The sequence below is a fragment of the Nostoc sp. FACHB-888 genome (assembly GCF_014696655.1).
Classification (GTDB): domain Bacteria; phylum Cyanobacteriota; class Cyanobacteriia; order Cyanobacteriales; family Nostocaceae; genus Nostoc.
Genome location: NZ_JACJQM010000011.1, coordinates 81,854 through 99,095, shown reverse-complemented (window position 1 = coordinate 99,095; position 17,242 = coordinate 81,854). Strand labels below are relative to the sequence as shown.

The 17,242-nt window shown below is 42.2% G+C and carries 13 protein-coding genes; 5 read left to right on the top strand and 8 right to left on the bottom strand.

Annotation, left to right across the window (positions count from 1 at the left end; translation table 11 throughout):
- Positions 1 to 157: 157 nt before the first annotated feature.
- Both H6G26_RS09590 and H6G26_RS09585 read right to left on the bottom strand, forming a co-directional pair.
- On the bottom strand, positions 158 to 2,575 hold the full coding sequence (locus H6G26_RS09590) for a sucrose synthase (protein WP_190729035.1): 2,418 nt from the start codon (positions 2,573 to 2,575) through the stop codon (positions 158 to 160).
- Positions 2,576 to 3,180: 605 nt separating this feature from the next.
- On the bottom strand, positions 3,181 to 3,330 hold the full coding sequence (locus tag H6G26_RS09585; protein ID WP_229562233.1) for a hypothetical protein: 150 nt from the start codon (positions 3,328 to 3,330) through the stop codon (positions 3,181 to 3,183).
- A 202-nt stretch (positions 3,331 to 3,532) separates the two neighbouring features.
- Here H6G26_RS09585 and H6G26_RS09580 point away from each other — a divergent pair, with 202 nt between their 5' ends.
- The 4 genes from H6G26_RS09580 to H6G26_RS09565 all read left to right on the top strand — a co-directional run bounded on the left by H6G26_RS09580 (position 3,533) and on the right by H6G26_RS09565 (position 7,765).
- Entirely contained in the window at positions 3,533 to 3,727 is a 195-nt protein-coding gene (locus tag H6G26_RS09580) for a heavy-metal-associated domain-containing protein (RefSeq protein ID WP_190729034.1), read from the top strand.
- Positions 3,728 to 3,810: 83 nt separating this feature from the next.
- Complete coding sequence (locus tag H6G26_RS09575; RefSeq protein WP_190729033.1) at positions 3,811 to 6,129, top strand: heavy metal translocating P-type ATPase; 2,319 nt, start codon at positions 3,811 to 3,813, stop codon at positions 6,127 to 6,129.
- A 19-nt stretch (positions 6,130 to 6,148) separates the two neighbouring features.
- A complete protein-coding gene (locus H6G26_RS09570; protein WP_190729032.1) occupies positions 6,149 to 6,376 on the top strand; it encodes a hypothetical protein in 228 nt (75 codons plus the stop codon).
- Between the two features lie 300 nt (positions 6,377 to 6,676).
- Positions 6,677 to 7,765 (top strand): aromatic ring-hydroxylating dioxygenase subunit alpha, encoded by a 1,089-nt coding sequence (locus H6G26_RS09565; RefSeq protein ID WP_190729031.1) that lies wholly within the window; start codon positions 6,677 to 6,679, stop codon positions 7,763 to 7,765.
- A 423-nt stretch (positions 7,766 to 8,188) separates the two neighbouring features.
- Here the strand turns inward: H6G26_RS09565 and H6G26_RS43725 are convergent, their stop codons facing one another.
- The 3 genes from H6G26_RS43725 to H6G26_RS09555 all read right to left on the bottom strand — a co-directional run bounded on the left by H6G26_RS43725 (position 8,189) and on the right by H6G26_RS09555 (position 11,295).
- Positions 8,189 to 8,323, bottom strand: a complete 135-nt coding sequence (locus H6G26_RS43725) for a hypothetical protein (RefSeq protein WP_277883781.1) — start codon at positions 8,321 to 8,323, stop codon at positions 8,189 to 8,191.
- A 197-nt stretch (positions 8,324 to 8,520) separates the two neighbouring features.
- On the bottom strand, positions 8,521 to 9,195 hold the full coding sequence (locus tag H6G26_RS09560; protein ID WP_190729030.1) for a hypothetical protein: 675 nt from the start codon (positions 9,193 to 9,195) through the stop codon (positions 8,521 to 8,523).
- 111 nt (positions 9,196 to 9,306) lie between these two features.
- Positions 9,307 to 11,295 (bottom strand): heavy metal translocating P-type ATPase, encoded by a 1,989-nt coding sequence (locus H6G26_RS09555; protein WP_190729029.1) that lies wholly within the window; start codon positions 11,293 to 11,295, stop codon positions 9,307 to 9,309.
- A gap of 540 nt (positions 11,296 to 11,835) precedes the next feature.
- Between H6G26_RS09555 and H6G26_RS09550 the strand changes: the two genes are divergently transcribed.
- A complete protein-coding gene (locus H6G26_RS09550; RefSeq protein WP_190729028.1) occupies positions 11,836 to 12,210 on the top strand; it encodes a hypothetical protein in 375 nt (124 codons plus the stop codon).
- A 515-nt stretch (positions 12,211 to 12,725) separates the two neighbouring features.
- Here H6G26_RS09550 and H6G26_RS09545 read toward each other — a convergent pair.
- From H6G26_RS09545 to H6G26_RS09535, 3 genes are all read right to left on the bottom strand, one after another.
- A complete protein-coding gene (locus tag H6G26_RS09545; protein WP_190729027.1) occupies positions 12,726 to 15,401 on the bottom strand; it encodes a DEAD/DEAH box helicase in 2,676 nt (891 codons plus the stop codon).
- A gap of 134 nt (positions 15,402 to 15,535) precedes the next feature.
- Positions 15,536 to 16,354 (bottom strand): pyrroline-5-carboxylate reductase, encoded by an 819-nt coding sequence (gene proC, locus H6G26_RS09540; protein WP_190729026.1) that lies wholly within the window; start codon positions 16,352 to 16,354, stop codon positions 15,536 to 15,538.
- A 107-nt stretch (positions 16,355 to 16,461) separates the two neighbouring features.
- A complete protein-coding gene (locus tag H6G26_RS09535) occupies positions 16,462 to 17,064 on the bottom strand; it encodes a cell division protein SepF (protein WP_190729025.1) in 603 nt (200 codons plus the stop codon).
- Positions 17,065 to 17,242 lie beyond the last annotated feature (178 nt).

Here is a 17,242-nt window from a genome sequence, read left to right as displayed (position 1 = left end):
GAACCGAGTTCAAAGGCGGAGGAACCGAGTTCAAAGGTGGATTAACCGAGTTCAAAGGTGGATGAATAAGTCTTTGAGCCTAATGCTTCAAGTTCTAACATCTCCTGATAGACTCAAAATCCCCATTCAGTCACAATTACGAATTACGAATTACGAATTACAAATTAGCCCCCATGTGCTTTTCCAAAATCTTTTCGGCTCTAGGTTTATAAATGAGATGAAATAAGGTTTCCATATAGCGATCTCTGGCTTCGTTATTTTCTGGAGCAACAAAGTTCCAAAAACTAAATATTTTAGCAAGCTGTAGTAATTGATTACTATGTAAATGCCAATTGTATCTATTATGAATTCGCTGACTCATCCATTCTGAGACTTCCTGCCAATAATCATGTTGAGTATTGCATTGTTCAATAAAGCCTAAAATTTTCTTTGCTGTACCTTCTAAGTCTGTAGGATTAACATTAAATTCATTCTCTTGGTTTTCGATAATCTCTAAAGAACCGCCAAATTGAGTAGCAAAAGTTGGCAAGCCAGAAATCATCGCTTCCAAAATAGACCTACCGAAGGATTCAAAGCGCGCAAAGTGGACATAAATTCCCTGAGAATCTGCAACTACTCGGTAGGCTTCGCCGATGTTGTTGCTAGGGATACGCATCCCCACACAGCGAATTTTGCCATTGAGATGATATTGCTCAATAATGTTGTGGAGTTTTTGGATTTCTTCTGCTTCTTCTGGGTTTGTAGCTTCATCTGGATGCAGTTTACTACTTAAAAGGATTAGGTTACAGCGCTCTTGCAACGCCTGACTTTGACCAAAACATTCAGCTAAACCAGTGAGATTTTTGATTGAAGTGATGGGAGCAACAGCAAAGATTGGTCGCTTGTTAAAGTTATCTAAATGACCAAAGATTTGGGGGTCTTCGCGGGTAAAGAGGAGGTCGTGAATTTGTGTGCCAAGCTTAATATCTCGGTCTTCTTTTTGGCTATAGGGAAAGAAAATCTTTTCATTTACTCCCGGCGGCACTAAGTTGAATTTAGGACTAAACAAATCAATGCCATCAACCACATGATAAAGTTGCGGCATCGTAAAGCATTTGTACGATTCGTATTGACCTATGGTGTCAGGTGTGCCGACAATTTCTTGATAGGATGATGTGATAATAAATTCGGCTGCATTCATGCTAATTAAATCAGCAGTAAATTGTACCGAGAAGTGATATTGGTCTTCTAAATCTTGCCAATATAAATTACTAAATAGATGTTTAGGTTTTTCTAAGGAATGGGCAATGTTGCACTGGGTAACTTTCATTCGGCGCGATAAAAGAAAAGCTACTAAGTTACCGTCGCTGTAGTTACCGATAAGAAGATTAGGTTTACCTTGGAATTGAGCTAGCAATTCTTTTTCTGCATCTAAAGCAAAGTTTTCTAAATAAGGCCAAATCTCAAATTTAGAAATCCAATTGTTAGTAATTTCAGGATTGAATTCACCAAAAGGAACGCGCAATATCCAAGCATTTTCAGTATCTTGGACTTTTTCTAAGCGCAGGTTGCAAAATGTCCCTTCGCAGTTAGGGATTAGCCGGGTGAGAATAATCACATGGGGCTTTATACCCAGCACATCCAAACCAGCAAGTTTGATTTGTTCACGCAGTTCGTTTTCTAAGCTGCGGGCTTGTTCAAGGACGTAGATAACTTGACCAAGTGTTTCATCTTTTCCTAAAACATCTTCCTGTCCAACCCAGCCGTGGATGGAAATGAGGACGACGCGAAAAACGGCGGGAACGCGGGCTACAAATGTTTCTAAGATGCCAGGTTCTGGAGAGTAAATGAGTCGGTCGAGGAGTTCTAGGGTTTCGGAAACTCGCGCCGCAGTGTTACCCCAACCCGGCTCAAAGCCGAGTTCTTCGAGATCGAAGCGGAATTTTTCATAAGGTTCATCAGGCTCAAGCTGATTCAGCAATTTCAGCGCTAGCTTAATTTGTTTGGCTAGGTGAATACCTGAAGGAATGCGATCGCTCAACAGCAGGCGAATTCCATTATTTTGCAACCCCTGTAATGCTTGAAATAACATTTCTACCCAATATTGGGGGTCAGTCAACAATTGATTGCACAGGTAACGGTTAAGGAAGGCTAAACCTTGACCAATATTTCTGGGATCATCGATTCTTGGAGAACTTTCGTAGAAGGGGTGGAGGTCGATTTCGAGGATGTGAGGTTGGTAGCGGTTGACTAGGCGATCGCTCACATTTAGCAGCGCTTGAGGCGTCATCTGCTCGAAACTATTAAAATCGGCTGTCAGTTTCCAAACTTCCTGACTAGCAATCCTGGGGCGAACCACAAACCAGGTACTTTGTTCTTCGAGAATTATTTCGTGAGTGTACTGTATCAGTTTGCCAACAGAAGAAGAGTAGTAAAAATAGGCTGGCTTTTGGGATTGATGACAGTAATCGGCAAAAGCTTGTAAAATTTCATTTCTCAGGAAGTAATGCTTGCCTGAAGCACTCAACGTATAAATCAACTGATGTAAAGCAGTTTTTTCATCACCGTTGAAGACAGCTTGAACTAGTTCATACATGATGACGAATACCAGAACTTTACTTAGGTCACGACCTCATTTTTTCTTCAGTCTCCAGTTCTGTGAGGCAGATTCCCACTTTAATGGTATGTAACCATGAAAACCAGCCGCGTCTAGCTCTAGGATGAAAAGTTATACCAATTCAAATAATGTTTGCGACACATCAATTATTTGTAAGGGCACAACAATGTTCATGCCCCTACGAGAAATCTATATGTATCAGGATTTTTGTGAATTGGTATAAACAAGTCTGGCTGCGCCACACTGTGCGAACAGAAATCAAAGCGGATTCCTATGATTAAGCTTTTGACGGTGGGTAAACTCACATCTAATTAGCTGAATGCAAAATAAGCATCAAACTTATGAGGTAATTGCATTAATACGGATTTACTATAGCTTCACAGATGCGATTCTAATTGAGGGAATAAAGATGGATACCCCTGGTGTTGACCAGGGGCTTTTTATTTAGCTAAATGTCAATACCGGGCTAAACCGTGCCACAGTATCATTTCTGCCGTTTGCAAACCTTCGCGCCCCATGTCAGGCAGAATTTCCCCAAGCGTGAACGAGTGAGCGATTTTCGACTTTATCAACTCGCTGCACTTTTACAAATGATTGCTGCCGCCAATGGTTGCCAGTCCGCCATCGCGTACTAGTTCAATATCGGGAAGCAATTCTTCAGACGCAAGTTTCCAGTTACCATCCATTGAACCACCTAAAAAGATGCGTTTGCTCTCTTGAGCAAGTTGTTGCATTTTTGCGATTTCTGTACTGATGCTGTAAATAAATTTGAAGTTTAGCTAAAAACTTTTAAAATTCTCTAGACTCTCTAGCCGAGTGGAGAGTCTAGGATAAATTCAAGGCGACTCTCTTTCCAGTTATTTCTGACTGTTGAAGGATATCTCCCAGTCATCCATTTTGGTTTGGCTAGCTTTTCCCACTCTATCCCGTAAATCTATGACTCTCCAACTCACAGTTCCCAACATGGCTTGTTCTGTTTGTGCAAGCACCATTACCAAAGCACTTCAGGCAGTCGATGCTAATGCTAGCGTTCAGGCTGATCCAACAACCAAGCTTGTCAGTGTAGAAACTCAAGCATCAGAAACAGCCATTAAGGAAGCGTTGGCTGCTGCTGGCTATCCAGTTGTTTAAAGAAAGGGGACTGGGGACTGGGTAAATAACCAATGTCCAATCCCTAATCCCCAATACCTAATACCTAATCCCCAATCTCCAGCATGGATACTCTCACACTCAAACTTCGAGGCATGAGTTGCGCCGCTTGCGCCAACAACATAGAAAAGGCAATTCGCTCTGTTTCTGGAGTAATTGACTGCAATGTTAACTTTGGAGCAGAGCAAGCCGCCATTAAGTACGATCGCTCTCTAGCCAATTTAGAGAAAATTCAAGCTGCGATCGCTGCTGCGGGATACTCTTCTTACTCACTCCAGGAAGAATTGCTCACCGAAGAGGATGATGCAGAGATTGCAAGCAGGCAGGCATTACAACGCCAACTCTCTCTCAAGGTAGCGGTGGGAGGTGTAATCAGCATTTTCCTATTTTTGGGATCGTTGCCCATGATGACTGGGCTAAATTTACCCTTGATTCCAAGTTTCCTGCAAAATCCTTGGATACAATTACTGCTGACAACACCCGTCGTGTTCTGGTGTGGTGGATCTTTTTTCCGCAATGGCTGGAAATCCCTCAAGCGCCATACAGCGACGATGGACACGCTGATTGCTTTGGGTACAAGTGCAGCGTATCTATATTCTTTGTTTGTCACTGTTTTACCGAAATTTTTTATTGCTCAGGGCTTGATACCTCATATTTATTATGAAGTTGCCGCCATTGTCATTACCTTAATTTTGTTGGGGCGGTTGTTGGAAAATCGCGCTAGGGGGCAAACTTCTGAAGCCATCCGCAAACTCATCGGATTGCAAGCCAGAGATGCCAGAGTTATCCGTGATGGAATAGAAATTGATGTTCCCATCGCCGAAGTCAGAATCAACGATGTGATTTTGGTGCGTCCCGGTGAAAAGATTCCCGTAGATGGCGAAGTGATTACAGGCGCTTCGACGGTAGATGAAGCGATGGTGACGGGTGAAAGTTTGCCAGTCAAAAAGCAGCCAGGAGATGAGGTGATTGGGGCGACGATTAACGGTGCGGGTGCATTTCAGTTTCGGGTGACACGAGTTGGAAATGATACATTTTTGGCTCAAATCGTCAAATTAGTGCAACAAGCACAAGGTTCTAAAGCACCAATTCAACGCTTGGCAGATCAGGTGACAGGATGGTTTGTACCAGCTGTGATTGCCGTTGCGATCGCCACTTTCGTCATTTGGTTTAATTTCACTGGCAACCTCACCCTAGCAACAATGACAACGGTGGGTGTACTAATTATCGCTTGTCCTTGTGCTTTGGGTTTAGCTACCCCCACTTCTGTAATGGTGGGGACAGGCAAAGGTGCAGAAAATGGCATTCTGATTAAGGGTGCAGACAGCTTAGAACTAGCACACAAAATTCAAACCATCGTTCTAGATAAAACTGGCACTTTGACTCAGGGGAAACCTACAGTTACAGACTTTGTGACTGTTAACGGTACAGCTAATGGTAATGAAATCAAGCTTTTACAGTTAGCAGCAACGGTGGAACATAATTCTGAGCATCCTTTAGCGTCAGCAGTGGTGAAATATGCCCAGTCTCAAGAAGTGAGTTTAACACAGGTCAGAAACTTTCAGGCGATCGCCGGTAGTGGGGTGCAAGCATTTGTTTCAGATAGCCTTGTGCAAATTGGTACACAACGCTGGTTAACAGAACTGGGAATTAACACCATAAGTCTCCAGCAGTATAAAGATACATGGGAAGCTGCTGGTAAAACAGTCATTTTGATTGCTGTAGATGGCGAACTACAAGGAATAATGGGTATTGCCGATGCCCTCAAACCTTCATCAACAGCAGTGGTGAAAGCTTTACAGAAGTTAGGTTTAGAAGTAATAATGCTCACCGGAGATAATCGTAAAACTGCTGAAGCGATCGCAAAGCAAGTCGGCATTCAGCGAATATTTGCCGAAGTGCGTCCAGATCAAAAGGCAGCGATTATCCAATCTCTGCAAAGAGAGCAGAGGAAGCAGAGGAAGCAAGCAAACAATTATTATTCTCCCTCATCCCCCTCATCCCCCCACTCCATTGTCGCAATGGTAGGTGATGGCATAAATGATGCCCCAGCCTTAGCACAGGCTGATGTGGGAATTGCTATTGGGACGGGAACAGATGTTGCGATCGCAGCTAGCGATATCACTCTAATTTCTGGAGATTTGCAAGGAATTGTCACAGCAATTCAACTTAGTCGCGCCACGATCAACAATATCAAGCAAAATCTTTTCTTTGCTTTTATTTACAACGTCATTGGTATTCCTATTGCAGCTGGAATTCTGTTTCCTATCTTTGGTTGGTTACTTAATCCAATTATTGCCGGCGCTGCAATGGCTCTTTCTTCGGTGTCTGTTGTTAGCAATGCTCTCAGATTGCGTAAATTTCAACCAAAAGCTATCTCATAATTGCAGGGTAATTTAGGAAATGTTCAGTAAAAAAATGCTTTGGGGAACCCTTACAGCTTTAATGCTTCTCACTGGATTATCAGGTGTAACATTAGCAGAAATGTCAGCCCACTCATCAGAGCAAACCAGCCAATTTCACCGTATCGAGCAACCTTTGGGTTTAAAAGTTGGGGTTGCGATCGCTGGTTTAGCCTTGGTTGGATTAGAGTTGTGGTGGTTTCTTCTCTATAAAAATCCTGATTCTTAACCAGATGATTTGTGTTAACTGTTGACGGTTATCAGTCATCAGTCATCAGTCATCAGTCATCGATCATCAGCCTTCATGTAAATGTTCAAGTTAAATGCGTTACAGCTTATTAGTTTACATAAGCTGATATTTAACTAAGTCTAATTTTAACATTTTTAATAAATTCCATTCAATATTTTACTTCTCTAACTTGCTCTATTTATTGGGCAAATGTTTGTCATGGTACTGAAAGTAACTGTTTTTTTATAGTTCTCATGTTACTTCTAGATCAACTGCTTCACCTCAAGTGAAACCATAAAAATGAATCTTAACTCGCAGACTTTTAGCTCAATCCGTAAACCTAAAAATTTTAATAATCCAGAGCGTTTTATTGAGGGATGGTATTGGGTAATACCTTCTCAAAATCTGCGGGTGGGTGAAGTAAAACCTGTCACGATTTTGGGCAGAGAACTAGTAATTTACCGTGGTAAAGACAAAAGAGTTGTTACCTTTGATGCTTACTGTCCCCACATGGGTGCTCACCTTGCTGAAGGACAAGTTGAGGGTAATGCACTACGTTGTTTTTTCCATCACTGGAAGTTTGATGCTGAGGGGATGTGTGTTGATATCCCATGTTTAGATACGCCGCCTTCTTTGAAATTACAAACTTGGCCCACTGCTGAAAAGTACGGGATGATTTGGGTTTGGACTGGAGAAATACCACAACAACCCCTACCTTTTGTTCCAGAGTTGGAAAACAAAGAGTGTAATGTTGCTATCCATTCTCACTTTGTAATGAACTGTCACCCTAATGTGGTGATGATTAATGCGATTGATGCTCAACACCTCAATGTAGTTCACAAACTGCCAATAGATATTATTTTTGAAAGACAGGAACTGAACGAAAATGCGATTATCTTTAACAACACTACACCTATTCAAGAAAATTCCTTTTTGATCAAGCTCATCCGTCTTTTTTATAAAAATGCCATAACTTACAGTATTTGCTATTGGTTCGGTAGCATTGGCATTGTGACAGTTGGCCCTGATTTCTTCCATGTCCACATGATGTTTGCAGTTCGCCTCCACGAAGGGGGAAAAGCTGAAGGCCAAATCTTGTTAATTACTAAGAAGCGTAAAGGGTTTTTTAGTTGGTTATGCAATCGAATCGTGCTATGGCTGACTAAGATTGCAGGTAAGTTCTTTCTTGTGGGTGATATTAAGATTGTCCAAACAATTAAGTTTGATTTGAAAACTCCCATCAAAGCAGATCAGTCAATCATGCAGTTTATTAACCATGTTGAAAAACAGCAATCCCTAATGTGGGGAACTTGGCAAGAAGGGCGATCGCGTGATGTCGAGAGCAAGCCCAAGCGTGAGAGATGGCAAGATACAATGAGTAATGATTAAGATCATGTCTATTGACTAGAATTCCGTCAAACTACTTGGTCAATTAAACATTCACAAAATCATCCTATTGTCAACAATCTTTGCAACAAATGAATGGGGTATAGGGGCGTACAGCTGTACGCCCTTAGCAATGTAGCTATAGTAGGTATTTTGCCAAATGGTATAACAATTAATAAAGTTTAAAAGTTGAACGAATTACTTTTAACTTTTAATTTATTTTTACTGGGTCACTAGATAAATAAAAAGAAGTGGCAAAGCCACTTCCTAATTCCCAGGTAGAACCTAAGTCATGAGTATAACGACTACAAAAAATTGAAATAGTATAAACAAACACCAATTAACTTAATATCTATGTTTTTCTTGTTTCCAGGGTTAGGCAATCCTAATTTTCATCCGCCAAATAACTGTATATTTACATAAGTCTCATGATTGCAATGCAGACTCAATTTTATCTAGTTCATCGCTAAGATGTGCCAGTTTTGCCTCTTCATCAAGAAACTGCTGTTCTAATTGAAACTTGACTGCCGTACCAGCCTCAATTGTTACAGCTTTCTTCATCTGCTTAAACTTCTCGCTGTGGATGTCAAATTCTGCCTGAAGTGCATCTAGTTTTTGTTGCGATCGCTGTCGCCCTCCAGCAGTTAAGCTAGTAGAAAGCTGTTGGAACGACAGTGAATATACTACAAAACAAGCTGCCTACGGAATTGCTTTTTTAGGTATTAGCAAGCAAACTGATGTTTAGCATTAGCGTACCACTACTGACTTGGGTTGAGTACAACGATTATTTCTGCTAGCCTGATTCCCAGAGGTTTCCAATGGGGATTGCTAGAAGAAAAAGTGCGATCGCCTGACACTGCTTTGTAGTCATTGGCATATTTCTGTGCAGCATTGGGAGCAGTATCTACTCGCAGGATGAGTTTGCCCTGATAGCTAGATAATCGGCTACTATCCAGCAAAATAGTGCCGCCGTAATCCCACGCCAATCCATAGAGTTTAAAGTTACCTAACTTCTTGCGTAACTCGCTCAATTCGGTTCCAATACCGATACCTTCGCGGGTTTTCCAAGCTGAACCCAGGTTACGTACATCTACAGGTTTGGTACGAGTATTATCACTCCAAACTACCAACAAAGAACGTCCCTGATTTAGGTTTACCTGAGTAGCTGTGAAACTACCCATTCCTTCAGGGCCAGAAATGGTTTTATCAGTAAGGTGGGATGCACCGAACAGCTTGACTAAATCCTGCTTGGTGGTTGTGCGTGTTATCGGCCCAACTCGTTCGCCAGGAACGATTAAGGTGTCTTTTAAGGGTTGCGTTCGCGCATCGGTTGGCGGTTGATTGGTTTTCTGGGGTAATGCAACTACTGAAATTGCTAAAGTTAACACCAAAGCCAACGCAGCTGTAGCGATACCTTTAATAGATAATTTCATAGTCTACCTTTGCGGGAATTCGATTTGGGAGTGTTCAATATATTCAATTATTTCTTTTCAGTTTTAACTTCTACAATTTTCCAATTACGGATTCCCGATTTTCCAAAAACTTTATTTCATCACTCTAGTTGCGTTGAAAATTGCAAGTAAAGCTACTCCCACATCAGCAAATACGGCTTCCCACATTGTCGCTACGCCTAAAATACCCAATCCAATGAATACACCTTTAATTGCTAACGCAAAACCGATATTTTGCCAAACGATTTGCCTTGTTTTTCTAGCGATTTGTATTGCTTCTGCCACTTTTGAGGGTGCATCTGTCATGATCACAATATCGGCAGTTTCTATTGCCGCATCTGAGCCTAATCCGCCCATCGCTATGCCAACATCTGCTCTAGCAATCACTGGCGCGTCATTAATACCATCCCCAACAAAGGCAACTTTATTATGCTTACCAACAGTGCTTAGTAACTTCTCAATGGCATTAACTTTTTCTTCTGGTAATAACTCTGCTTCGCAAGCATCTATGCCTAGCTGTTGAGCAATCCGGGATGCGATCGCTTGATTATCTCCTGTCAACATTACTGTTTTCTCTACACCCATTCTTTTGAGTGCATGAATAGCTTGTCTTGCATCTTCTTTCAACTCATCAGCAATAACAATATACCCAGCGTAAATATTATCCACTGCTAGATGAATAACTGTTCCCTCTAACTGGCAATTATCATGAGCAATATTCTCTCTACGGAGTAAGCGATCGCTTCCCGCTATCACTACCCTATTTTCAAGCTTGGCTTTAATTCCATAGCCTGCTATCTCTTCATAATCCCTCACCTCAAAATCATCGATTTTTCCACCATAAGCCTTGCGGATAGATTGAGCGATGGGATGATTTGAGTGCGATTCTACTTTGGCAGCTAATTCCAGCAATCCTTGTTCAACATAGCCATTTGATGGTACTATTTTTGCTACTTTAAATACCCCGTGAGTTAGGGTTCCAGTTTTATCAAAAACAACTGTATTGACTGCATTTAAAGTATCTAGAAAAGTAGAACCTTTAACCAATATCCCGCGTCTAGCTGCACCTCCCACGCCTCCAAAGTAACCTAATGGAATACTGATAACTAGTCCACACGGGCAGGAAATAACTAATAAAATTAAGGCGCGATAAATCCATTCTGAAGAAGTTGCGCCAGAAATGAATAAAGGAGGTAATATTGCGACTGCTAAAGATATAAAAACTACTATTGGTGTATAATATCGGGCAAATTTAGTAATAAATTTTTCTGTTTCTGCTTTTTTACTTTTGGCATTTTGTACCAAGTCTAAAATCTTAGCAATGGAAGAGTCATCAAATAGTTTCGTTACTCTGATGCTGATCACACCCATTTTGTTGATCATCCCAGCCAAAACTGTCTCCCCCAGCCTTACTGTTCGCGGTACAGATTCTCCAGTTAATGCAGACGTATCAACTTGGGAATTCCCATCTATAATCTCACCATCTAAGGGAATCTTTTCTCCAGGCTTTACAAGGATAATATCTCCAATATTTACTGTGTCTGGGGGTACTTTTTTTAGTTCTCCCTCTGTTTGAATATTTGCATAGTCTGGGCGGACTTCTAATAAGGCTTTAATAGAATTACGAGAACGACTAACGGCAATATCTTGAAACAATTCCCCAATTTTATAAAATAACATGACTCCGACAGCTTCGGGTAATTTATGAATTGCGATCGCACCCAGTGTGGCTACTGTCATCAAAAATGTTTCATCGAATATTCTACCTCTGAGTATATTGCGTCCGGCAGTATGTAAAACACTCCATCCACTTAATAAATAGGCAGGAATGAAAAGCAGATATTCACCTATTGAATAGAATGTATTGTGTAATTGATCTTCAAAAATTACACCGGGCACATATAAACTTAAAATTACTACCAAAGGCAATACCTCATTTTTCAGATTGAATTCTCCATCGTGTTCGTGATTATGGTCATGGTTATGATTCTCTTCATGATTATGAACATGGTTATGATTCTCGTGATGCTCATGTTCACCGTTGCAACAACCTGAAGATTCTGAATGTAGTTTCCGTTTCATTTTTTATGTTTAGGCTAGTAAATTACTTGGTACATGAGCCTTTTTCCAAATGTAATGAAAAAAAGAACTTTTTACAAGTCAAACATTTAAGAATGAGAATCTATATCAGCTTAATTGCTAAATAGTTATACTATCTTTTGGTTAACACTAAGCTTTTTAAGCTTTAAAGATAGCGATCGTGGTTCTCCATTTTATATAAGAATATAAAATATAATTTTTGTTCGTAATGAACGATTTATCGCTCTGCATAAGATTTCAAAGGGCTATAACTGCTTACATCAAGCAAACAATTACTATCTTAGGGATATACAGCAGATTTAATTTTTGTAAAGTAGACTACTTAGGTCTTAAAACCAGACATCAAGCTTGTTTGCTGCTGAATTCTGCTGTAGCAACTAATTGCTGTTCAAACTAATTGGATAGATATGGAACTTTCTTAGATAATAACTGTCAAGCTAGCTATTCTTAGAGGAAATTCACTTGAAGTTTGAAAGTAAATCGAATACCCTAAGCTAGTAAACAATTTTCTCAAAGAAATCTATGAACAAAAAAATTATCTTAAATTTGCTTTCCAGTTCCTCAATTTTTGTGTCGCTGATGTCTACGTTGGCGGTATTGAATCCTGCTCATGCTAGTATTACTCAGCGACTAATGCACACACAAGACGGTCGTACCTGTATCACTAACCCACATGGTGGAAAAGATTTTGTGTGCATTCGAGATTCGGAAAGAAAGCAACCCTATGCTTCTACGCGTTCCTCAAGCGTTGTCACATCAGTATCAGATGACAATATTGCTATGTTGAACTTTACTGAGGAAGAAAGTGATGCTGCAATCCAGACATTTGGCTGTGACTGTCCCTACTGTGTAAATTCTTTGCGTCAGTTGCGCGGTACTGGAAATTTAGTGTACTAAGATTGAATAGTGCTTATAGCCGCTATAACTTCTGTTATATACACGTGATTAATCATGTATAGAAGATATACGAAACCAAAAAAGCATTTTTAACTAAGAGGTTGTTTGAAAAGTGGTTGGCTGTGATTTTAGGCACTTATTGATCCCCCCTAACCCCCCTTTTTAAGGGGGGAACCGGAATCAGAGTCCCCCTTTTTAAGGGGGATTTAGGGGGATCTAAAACGTTTTGCTACCAAGATGAGGACTTTTCAAACATCCTCTAAGTACCACTACTATTATTTGGTCAAATCTAAATTCATTCTTGGGGCGGTTTGTAGGAGCAATTCATGAATTGCTCCTACAGCACGTCTAATTTTGCGTAGCGTCCTGTTTATCAAAAAGTGAAGGTTAAAAACCTCGCCCCTGGTGGGCGAAACAGTCCTTGTATCGCAAGCGTAGATAAAAACCCCACCCCTAGTGTCGGGCTTAGTTTAATTGCGAATTGCGAATTGCGAATTGCGAATTGCGAATTGGTTTTATTCAACCACCTCATTCACAGGGAATCGATCAATCAACTGCATCGCCCGATAGGCATTACGCAAGAAAGAGTCTGGCAAATGCGGAACGTGGGGTATTTGCGATAATAAATCCAACGTCCGCCGGAGAATTCTCACCACATCGCCTTCATCTAAGGTGGTGTTTTCGCAGAGTTCTACCCACTCCATTCCTAGCGCCCATTGTTCCACTATGGCAATTAACTCAAACTCCAACCATATAGGCAACGCTACATTATACCGCCGTTGTAGTTGGAACATTTGGCGGCGAATTCCCCGCAATTTTGCTAAGGCTTCTGCCACTTCGTTACTAAGCTCAAAGTTAACCTTGCTATCTGGACGTGGGGTTTCCATCACTAAAGCAGCGGCAGCGGCGGCTAAATGATGCGGATCTAAATTGTCCAATTCACCACTAGCGAATACTAAACCTAACCACAACTCATTCTCACCCCGAATGGCGGCAGCGATTCGCCCTAATTCTGTGGGCACTAAGTTATCTAAACCGCCAAAGTGTTGCAGAATTGAGATTAAATTGAGAAATTCTTCCCAATGACGTTGTGAGTGTTGGTCTACTTGTCCTTGCAATTGTTCAAGTTCGGCTTCTAGTTCGACATAGCGGGCCCGGCGCTTGAAAAGCGTAGCAGCATTGCCTGATTGATGCAGAGGATGAGCTTCTAATTGCTCTTGGACGGCGGTAGTGCGGCTGAGTTGTTCTGCTACTTCTGGAGCCAGATTCAAAGATTCTATCGGATCGGGAATACGTGCTGCGATCGCAAATGTTTCTTGGTTACCACGGCGCGACTGTCCTGGCTTCAAGGGCATCTCTGGGGGTGGTAGTAAATCAGGTGGCACCTCAATTCGCGGCAGTTCAGCATACAAATCGACTACATCCCCTGTCGTTGCCACATACCAGCGATTATCGTGCCCTAAGCATACCAAGTAAGGAGCTTGACCAGAACCCGGCGATTTTCCCACTAACACTGCGGTTACAGGTACAGACACTGTGATGTTTTTCCCCTTGAGACTCAACAGAGTTCCTGACACTGCAAAGCCCAACATCATCCCCAGTTCTTCTTGTCTGTCATCCTGTGCTTGCTCTTGCAAGGTTTTTAATATCTGGCGTTCCACCTTCAGGCGTTGCCGCAATTTTTCATAAACAGCCAGTTCATTTTCATCAACTGCGGCGATTTGCTCATGAAGTTGAGCTAATTGAGTTTGCAGTTCGGCAATCTCATCGTATTCTGGTCTTAAATGCAAGGTGGCCATGTACTGTCCAAAGCTGCGTTCTATCAGTTCCCTGGTTTGCTCTAGGGTGTGTGTTTGCAGCAAGTTGAGTACCATGCCATAACTAGGCGTAAACTGGCTTACAAGGGGGTCTGGCTTGGATGTTGCCAAATACGCGCCTTCTTTGGCTCCTTCAAAGGGAGTTTGGACTGTTACAACATGACCTTGTTTATCCATCCCCCGGCGGCCTGCTCGTCCCGCCATTTGCAAGAATTCGGAAGCATTCAACAGGCGATGTCCGGTGTCAGTCCGCTTAGAAAGGGTGGAAATTACTGTTGTCCGCGCGGGCATATTAATTCCCGCAGCCAGCGTTTCAGTGGCGAATACGACTTTAATCAGTCCCTGCTGAAACAGTTCTTCTACTAATGCTTTCCAAGCAGGCAAAATTCCGGCGTGGTGGGCAGCAATTCCCCGATATAGGGGTGCAATTTGTCCAGAACGCCCGGCTTCAGGATTGCGGGCTAAAAAGTCATCAATCTGTTGCCGCAAAATCTGGGACTCTTCATTATTTACCAGCCATAAATCACCTACTTCTGCCACTGCTTTATCACATCCCCGGCGGCTGAAGATGAAGTAAATGGCTGGTAGCATATCACGTTGCTCTAACTGGCTCAAGGTATAAATTATTCCCGGAGCTTCGGGTCTACCACTTCTTCCCCTCTCCTTTTCTCCCCCTCTCCCCTTCTTCTTCTGAAGGCGGGGGTTAATTTTGGTTTTGCTATCATTCAGCAGGGGAAATAACCCTTTGGGATTGCAAAAGTGAAATTCCAAGGGGACTGGGCGAAAATCGGAGTAAATCAGGTCTGTTGGGCCATGAACGCGATTTAACCAGTCCGTGAGTTGATCACTGTTAGCAACCGTTGCTGAGAGGGCTGCCAGTTGCACTTCACGGGGACAATAGATGATTGATTCTTCCCAAACTGTACCGCGCTGGCGATCGTTCATATAGTGGCACTCATCAAGTATTACCGCTTCAACGTCTACTAATGAGATGCCTATTTGCCCAATGGGTGTGCCATAGAGCATATTTCGGAAAATTTCTGTGGTCATCACCAAAATCGGTGCATCTCTGTTGATGGAGGCATCTCCAGTTAACAGTCCGACTTGATCAAACCCGAATTTTTCTCGAAAGTCACGTAATTTTTGATTCGACAACGCCTTTAGGGGAGTAGTATAAAATACACGTTTTCCTCGCGCCAGGGCGCGATAAATGGCGTATTCCCCAACCAATGTTTTGCCCGAACCTGTGGGCGCACACACGACTACGGAGCGTCCGGCGTTTAGGGACGCGATCGCTTCTTTTTGAAACTGATCCAGATCAAAGGGAAATATAGACCCTAAGTCAAGTTCTGGAGACGGCGCAGGATAATTCACTCAATCACATTTGCAACCAGATTGTTTATTATATTAACGAGTCTTTTGTCAACTTCGTTATTAGTCATTTGCCATTTGTCATTAGTCATTAGTTTTTCACAAAGGATAAAGGACAAATGACAAAGGACTCTTTATTATTTTCCCAGTTCTTGCGATCGCTCTGCGGCAGCTTTTACTGCTTCAATTAAAGCTGAACGAAATCCTGCCTGTTCTAACTTGGCAATCCCCGCAATGGTTGTACCTCCGGGACTGGTAACCCGATCTTTGAGTTCTGCTGGGTGCATTTTGGTTTCATGTAACAGTTTCGCTGTTCCTAGTACGGTTTGTAAAGCTAATTGATTGGCAATTGCTCTAGGTAAACCTGCGGATACTCCGCCATCAGCAAGTGCTTCTACCAAAAGCGCCACGTAAGCGGGGCCGCTACCAGATAGCCCTGTTACTGCATCCATCAGCGCTTCTGACACTTCCACTACTTCTCCCACAGCAGAAAAAACTTGCTGTGCTATTTGGTGGTGCTTGGGGCTGGTGTATGCACCTAAACAAATCGCTGTAACTCCCGCTCCCACTGTTGCTGGAGTGTTGGGCATTGCTCTAATAACTGGCAATTGCACAAATGCAGCTTCTAGCTGGCTTAAAGGCACACCCGCCAAGATGGAAATGATCAGGGGTGAGTGTTCTTTATTAATAATATCAATATCTGCTAATTCTTGAGCGATCGCACTAAACACCTGCGGTTTTATTGCCAAAAAGACAACTTCTTTTACTTGCGTGAAAACCTCGGTATTATCTGTCGTTACAGCAACATCGTATTGCTGTTTTAAAAAATCTAGGCGTGAAGGTAGCGGTTCGCTAACTATGACTTCTGATGATTGATAAATTCCACGCGCTATAAGGCGGGATAAGAGTGCTTCTCCCATTACCCCACCACCAATTAAGCCAAATTTTATAGTCATTGCTAATTAGTCATTAGTCACTCGTCGTTTGTCATTAGTCATTTGTCACTATATATCAAGACTCAGGACAAATGACAAAGGACAAAGGACTAACAACTAATTTAACTTTATTGTGCCATCCGGTTAGTTTCGTTGCCCCAGTTTTGATTTGGAGAACCTGTAGGACGAGATGGACGTGCTGGTGGTTGTGGTACTTCATGAAGAACACCACCTTGAGTACTAACTTGGACACAGCTTGGTGTAAACAAGAAGATGCTTTCACCGATGCGTTCTTGATGTCCATCTAGTGCGTAAGTACCACCTGCAACAAAATCTACTGCTCGTTGAGCTTGATCTGGGTCCATGATTGTCAGATTTAATACCACTGACTTGCGTTCTCGCAACGCTTGAATTGCCTGGGGCATTTCTTCAAAAGTGCGTGGTTCGAGGACTAAAACTTCCGAAATTCCGTTAATTGCTCCTGGCATACCAATCACATTCCCCATTGGCTTTGAACCTGCTGCTATCTCATCTCCCATTGTAGGCACTGGTTCTCGCCAGCGTCGATTTTGAGCGGTTGCGCTCTCCTGTGGTGCAGGTGGTTGGGGATTTTCTTGCTGATACAGGTTTTGGTAATTATTATCTGTTTCTGGTTCTTCTTCGTAATACTCGTATTCCACTTGCTCATTTAGACCCACAAAGTCTCTGAGTTTGGAAAATATATTGTTCATTGTGTGTGTACTCTCCTGGTGCGAATAGCCAGCATTGACTTGGCTTAGGATAAATTGAGCTAGGAGCGATGCCTACTTAGGTAAACTAGGCTACATCCGTGGATACTTCAGCAAGCCTCTTGCTATTTGTAACCCATACTACTGGTTTTGGCGATGAACTGGCACTTCTTGAAAAGTT

Bases quoted from the DNA above. Each gene is read 5' to 3' on its own strand.
- H6G26_RS09565 (WP_190729031.1), top strand. From the start codon at position 6,677: ATGAATCTTAACTCGCAGACTTTTAGCTCAATCCGTAAACCTAAAAAT.
- H6G26_RS09560 (WP_190729030.1), bottom strand. From the start codon at position 9,195: ATGAAATTATCTATTAAAGGTATCGCTACAGCTGCGTTGGCTTTGGTG.
- H6G26_RS09580 (WP_190729034.1), top strand. From the start codon at position 3,533: ATGACTCTCCAACTCACAGTTCCCAACATGGCTTGTTCTGTTTGTGCA.
- H6G26_RS09585 (WP_229562233.1), bottom strand. From the start codon at position 3,330: ATGCAACAACTTGCTCAAGAGAGCAAACGCATCTTTTTAGGTGGTTCA.
- H6G26_RS09590 (WP_190729035.1), bottom strand. From the start codon at position 2,575: ATGTATGAACTAGTTCAAGCTGTCTTCAACGGTGATGAAAAAACTGCT.
- H6G26_RS09535 (WP_190729025.1), bottom strand. From the start codon at position 17,064: ATGAACAATATATTTTCCAAACTCAGAGACTTTGTGGGTCTAAATGAG.
- H6G26_RS43725 (WP_277883781.1), bottom strand. From the start codon at position 8,323: ATGAAGAAAGCTGTAACAATTGAGGCTGGTACGGCAGTCAAGTTTCAA.
- H6G26_RS09575 (WP_190729033.1), top strand. From the start codon at position 3,811: ATGGATACTCTCACACTCAAACTTCGAGGCATGAGTTGCGCCGCTTGC.
- proC (WP_190729026.1), bottom strand. From the start codon at position 16,354: ATGACTATAAAATTTGGCTTAATTGGTGGTGGGGTAATGGGAGAAGCA.
- H6G26_RS09550 (WP_190729028.1), top strand. From the start codon at position 11,836: ATGAACAAAAAAATTATCTTAAATTTGCTTTCCAGTTCCTCAATTTTT.
- H6G26_RS09555 (WP_190729029.1), bottom strand. From the start codon at position 11,295: ATGAAACGGAAACTACATTCAGAATCTTCAGGTTGTTGCAACGGTGAA.
- H6G26_RS09570 (WP_190729032.1), top strand. From the start codon at position 6,149: ATGTTCAGTAAAAAAATGCTTTGGGGAACCCTTACAGCTTTAATGCTT.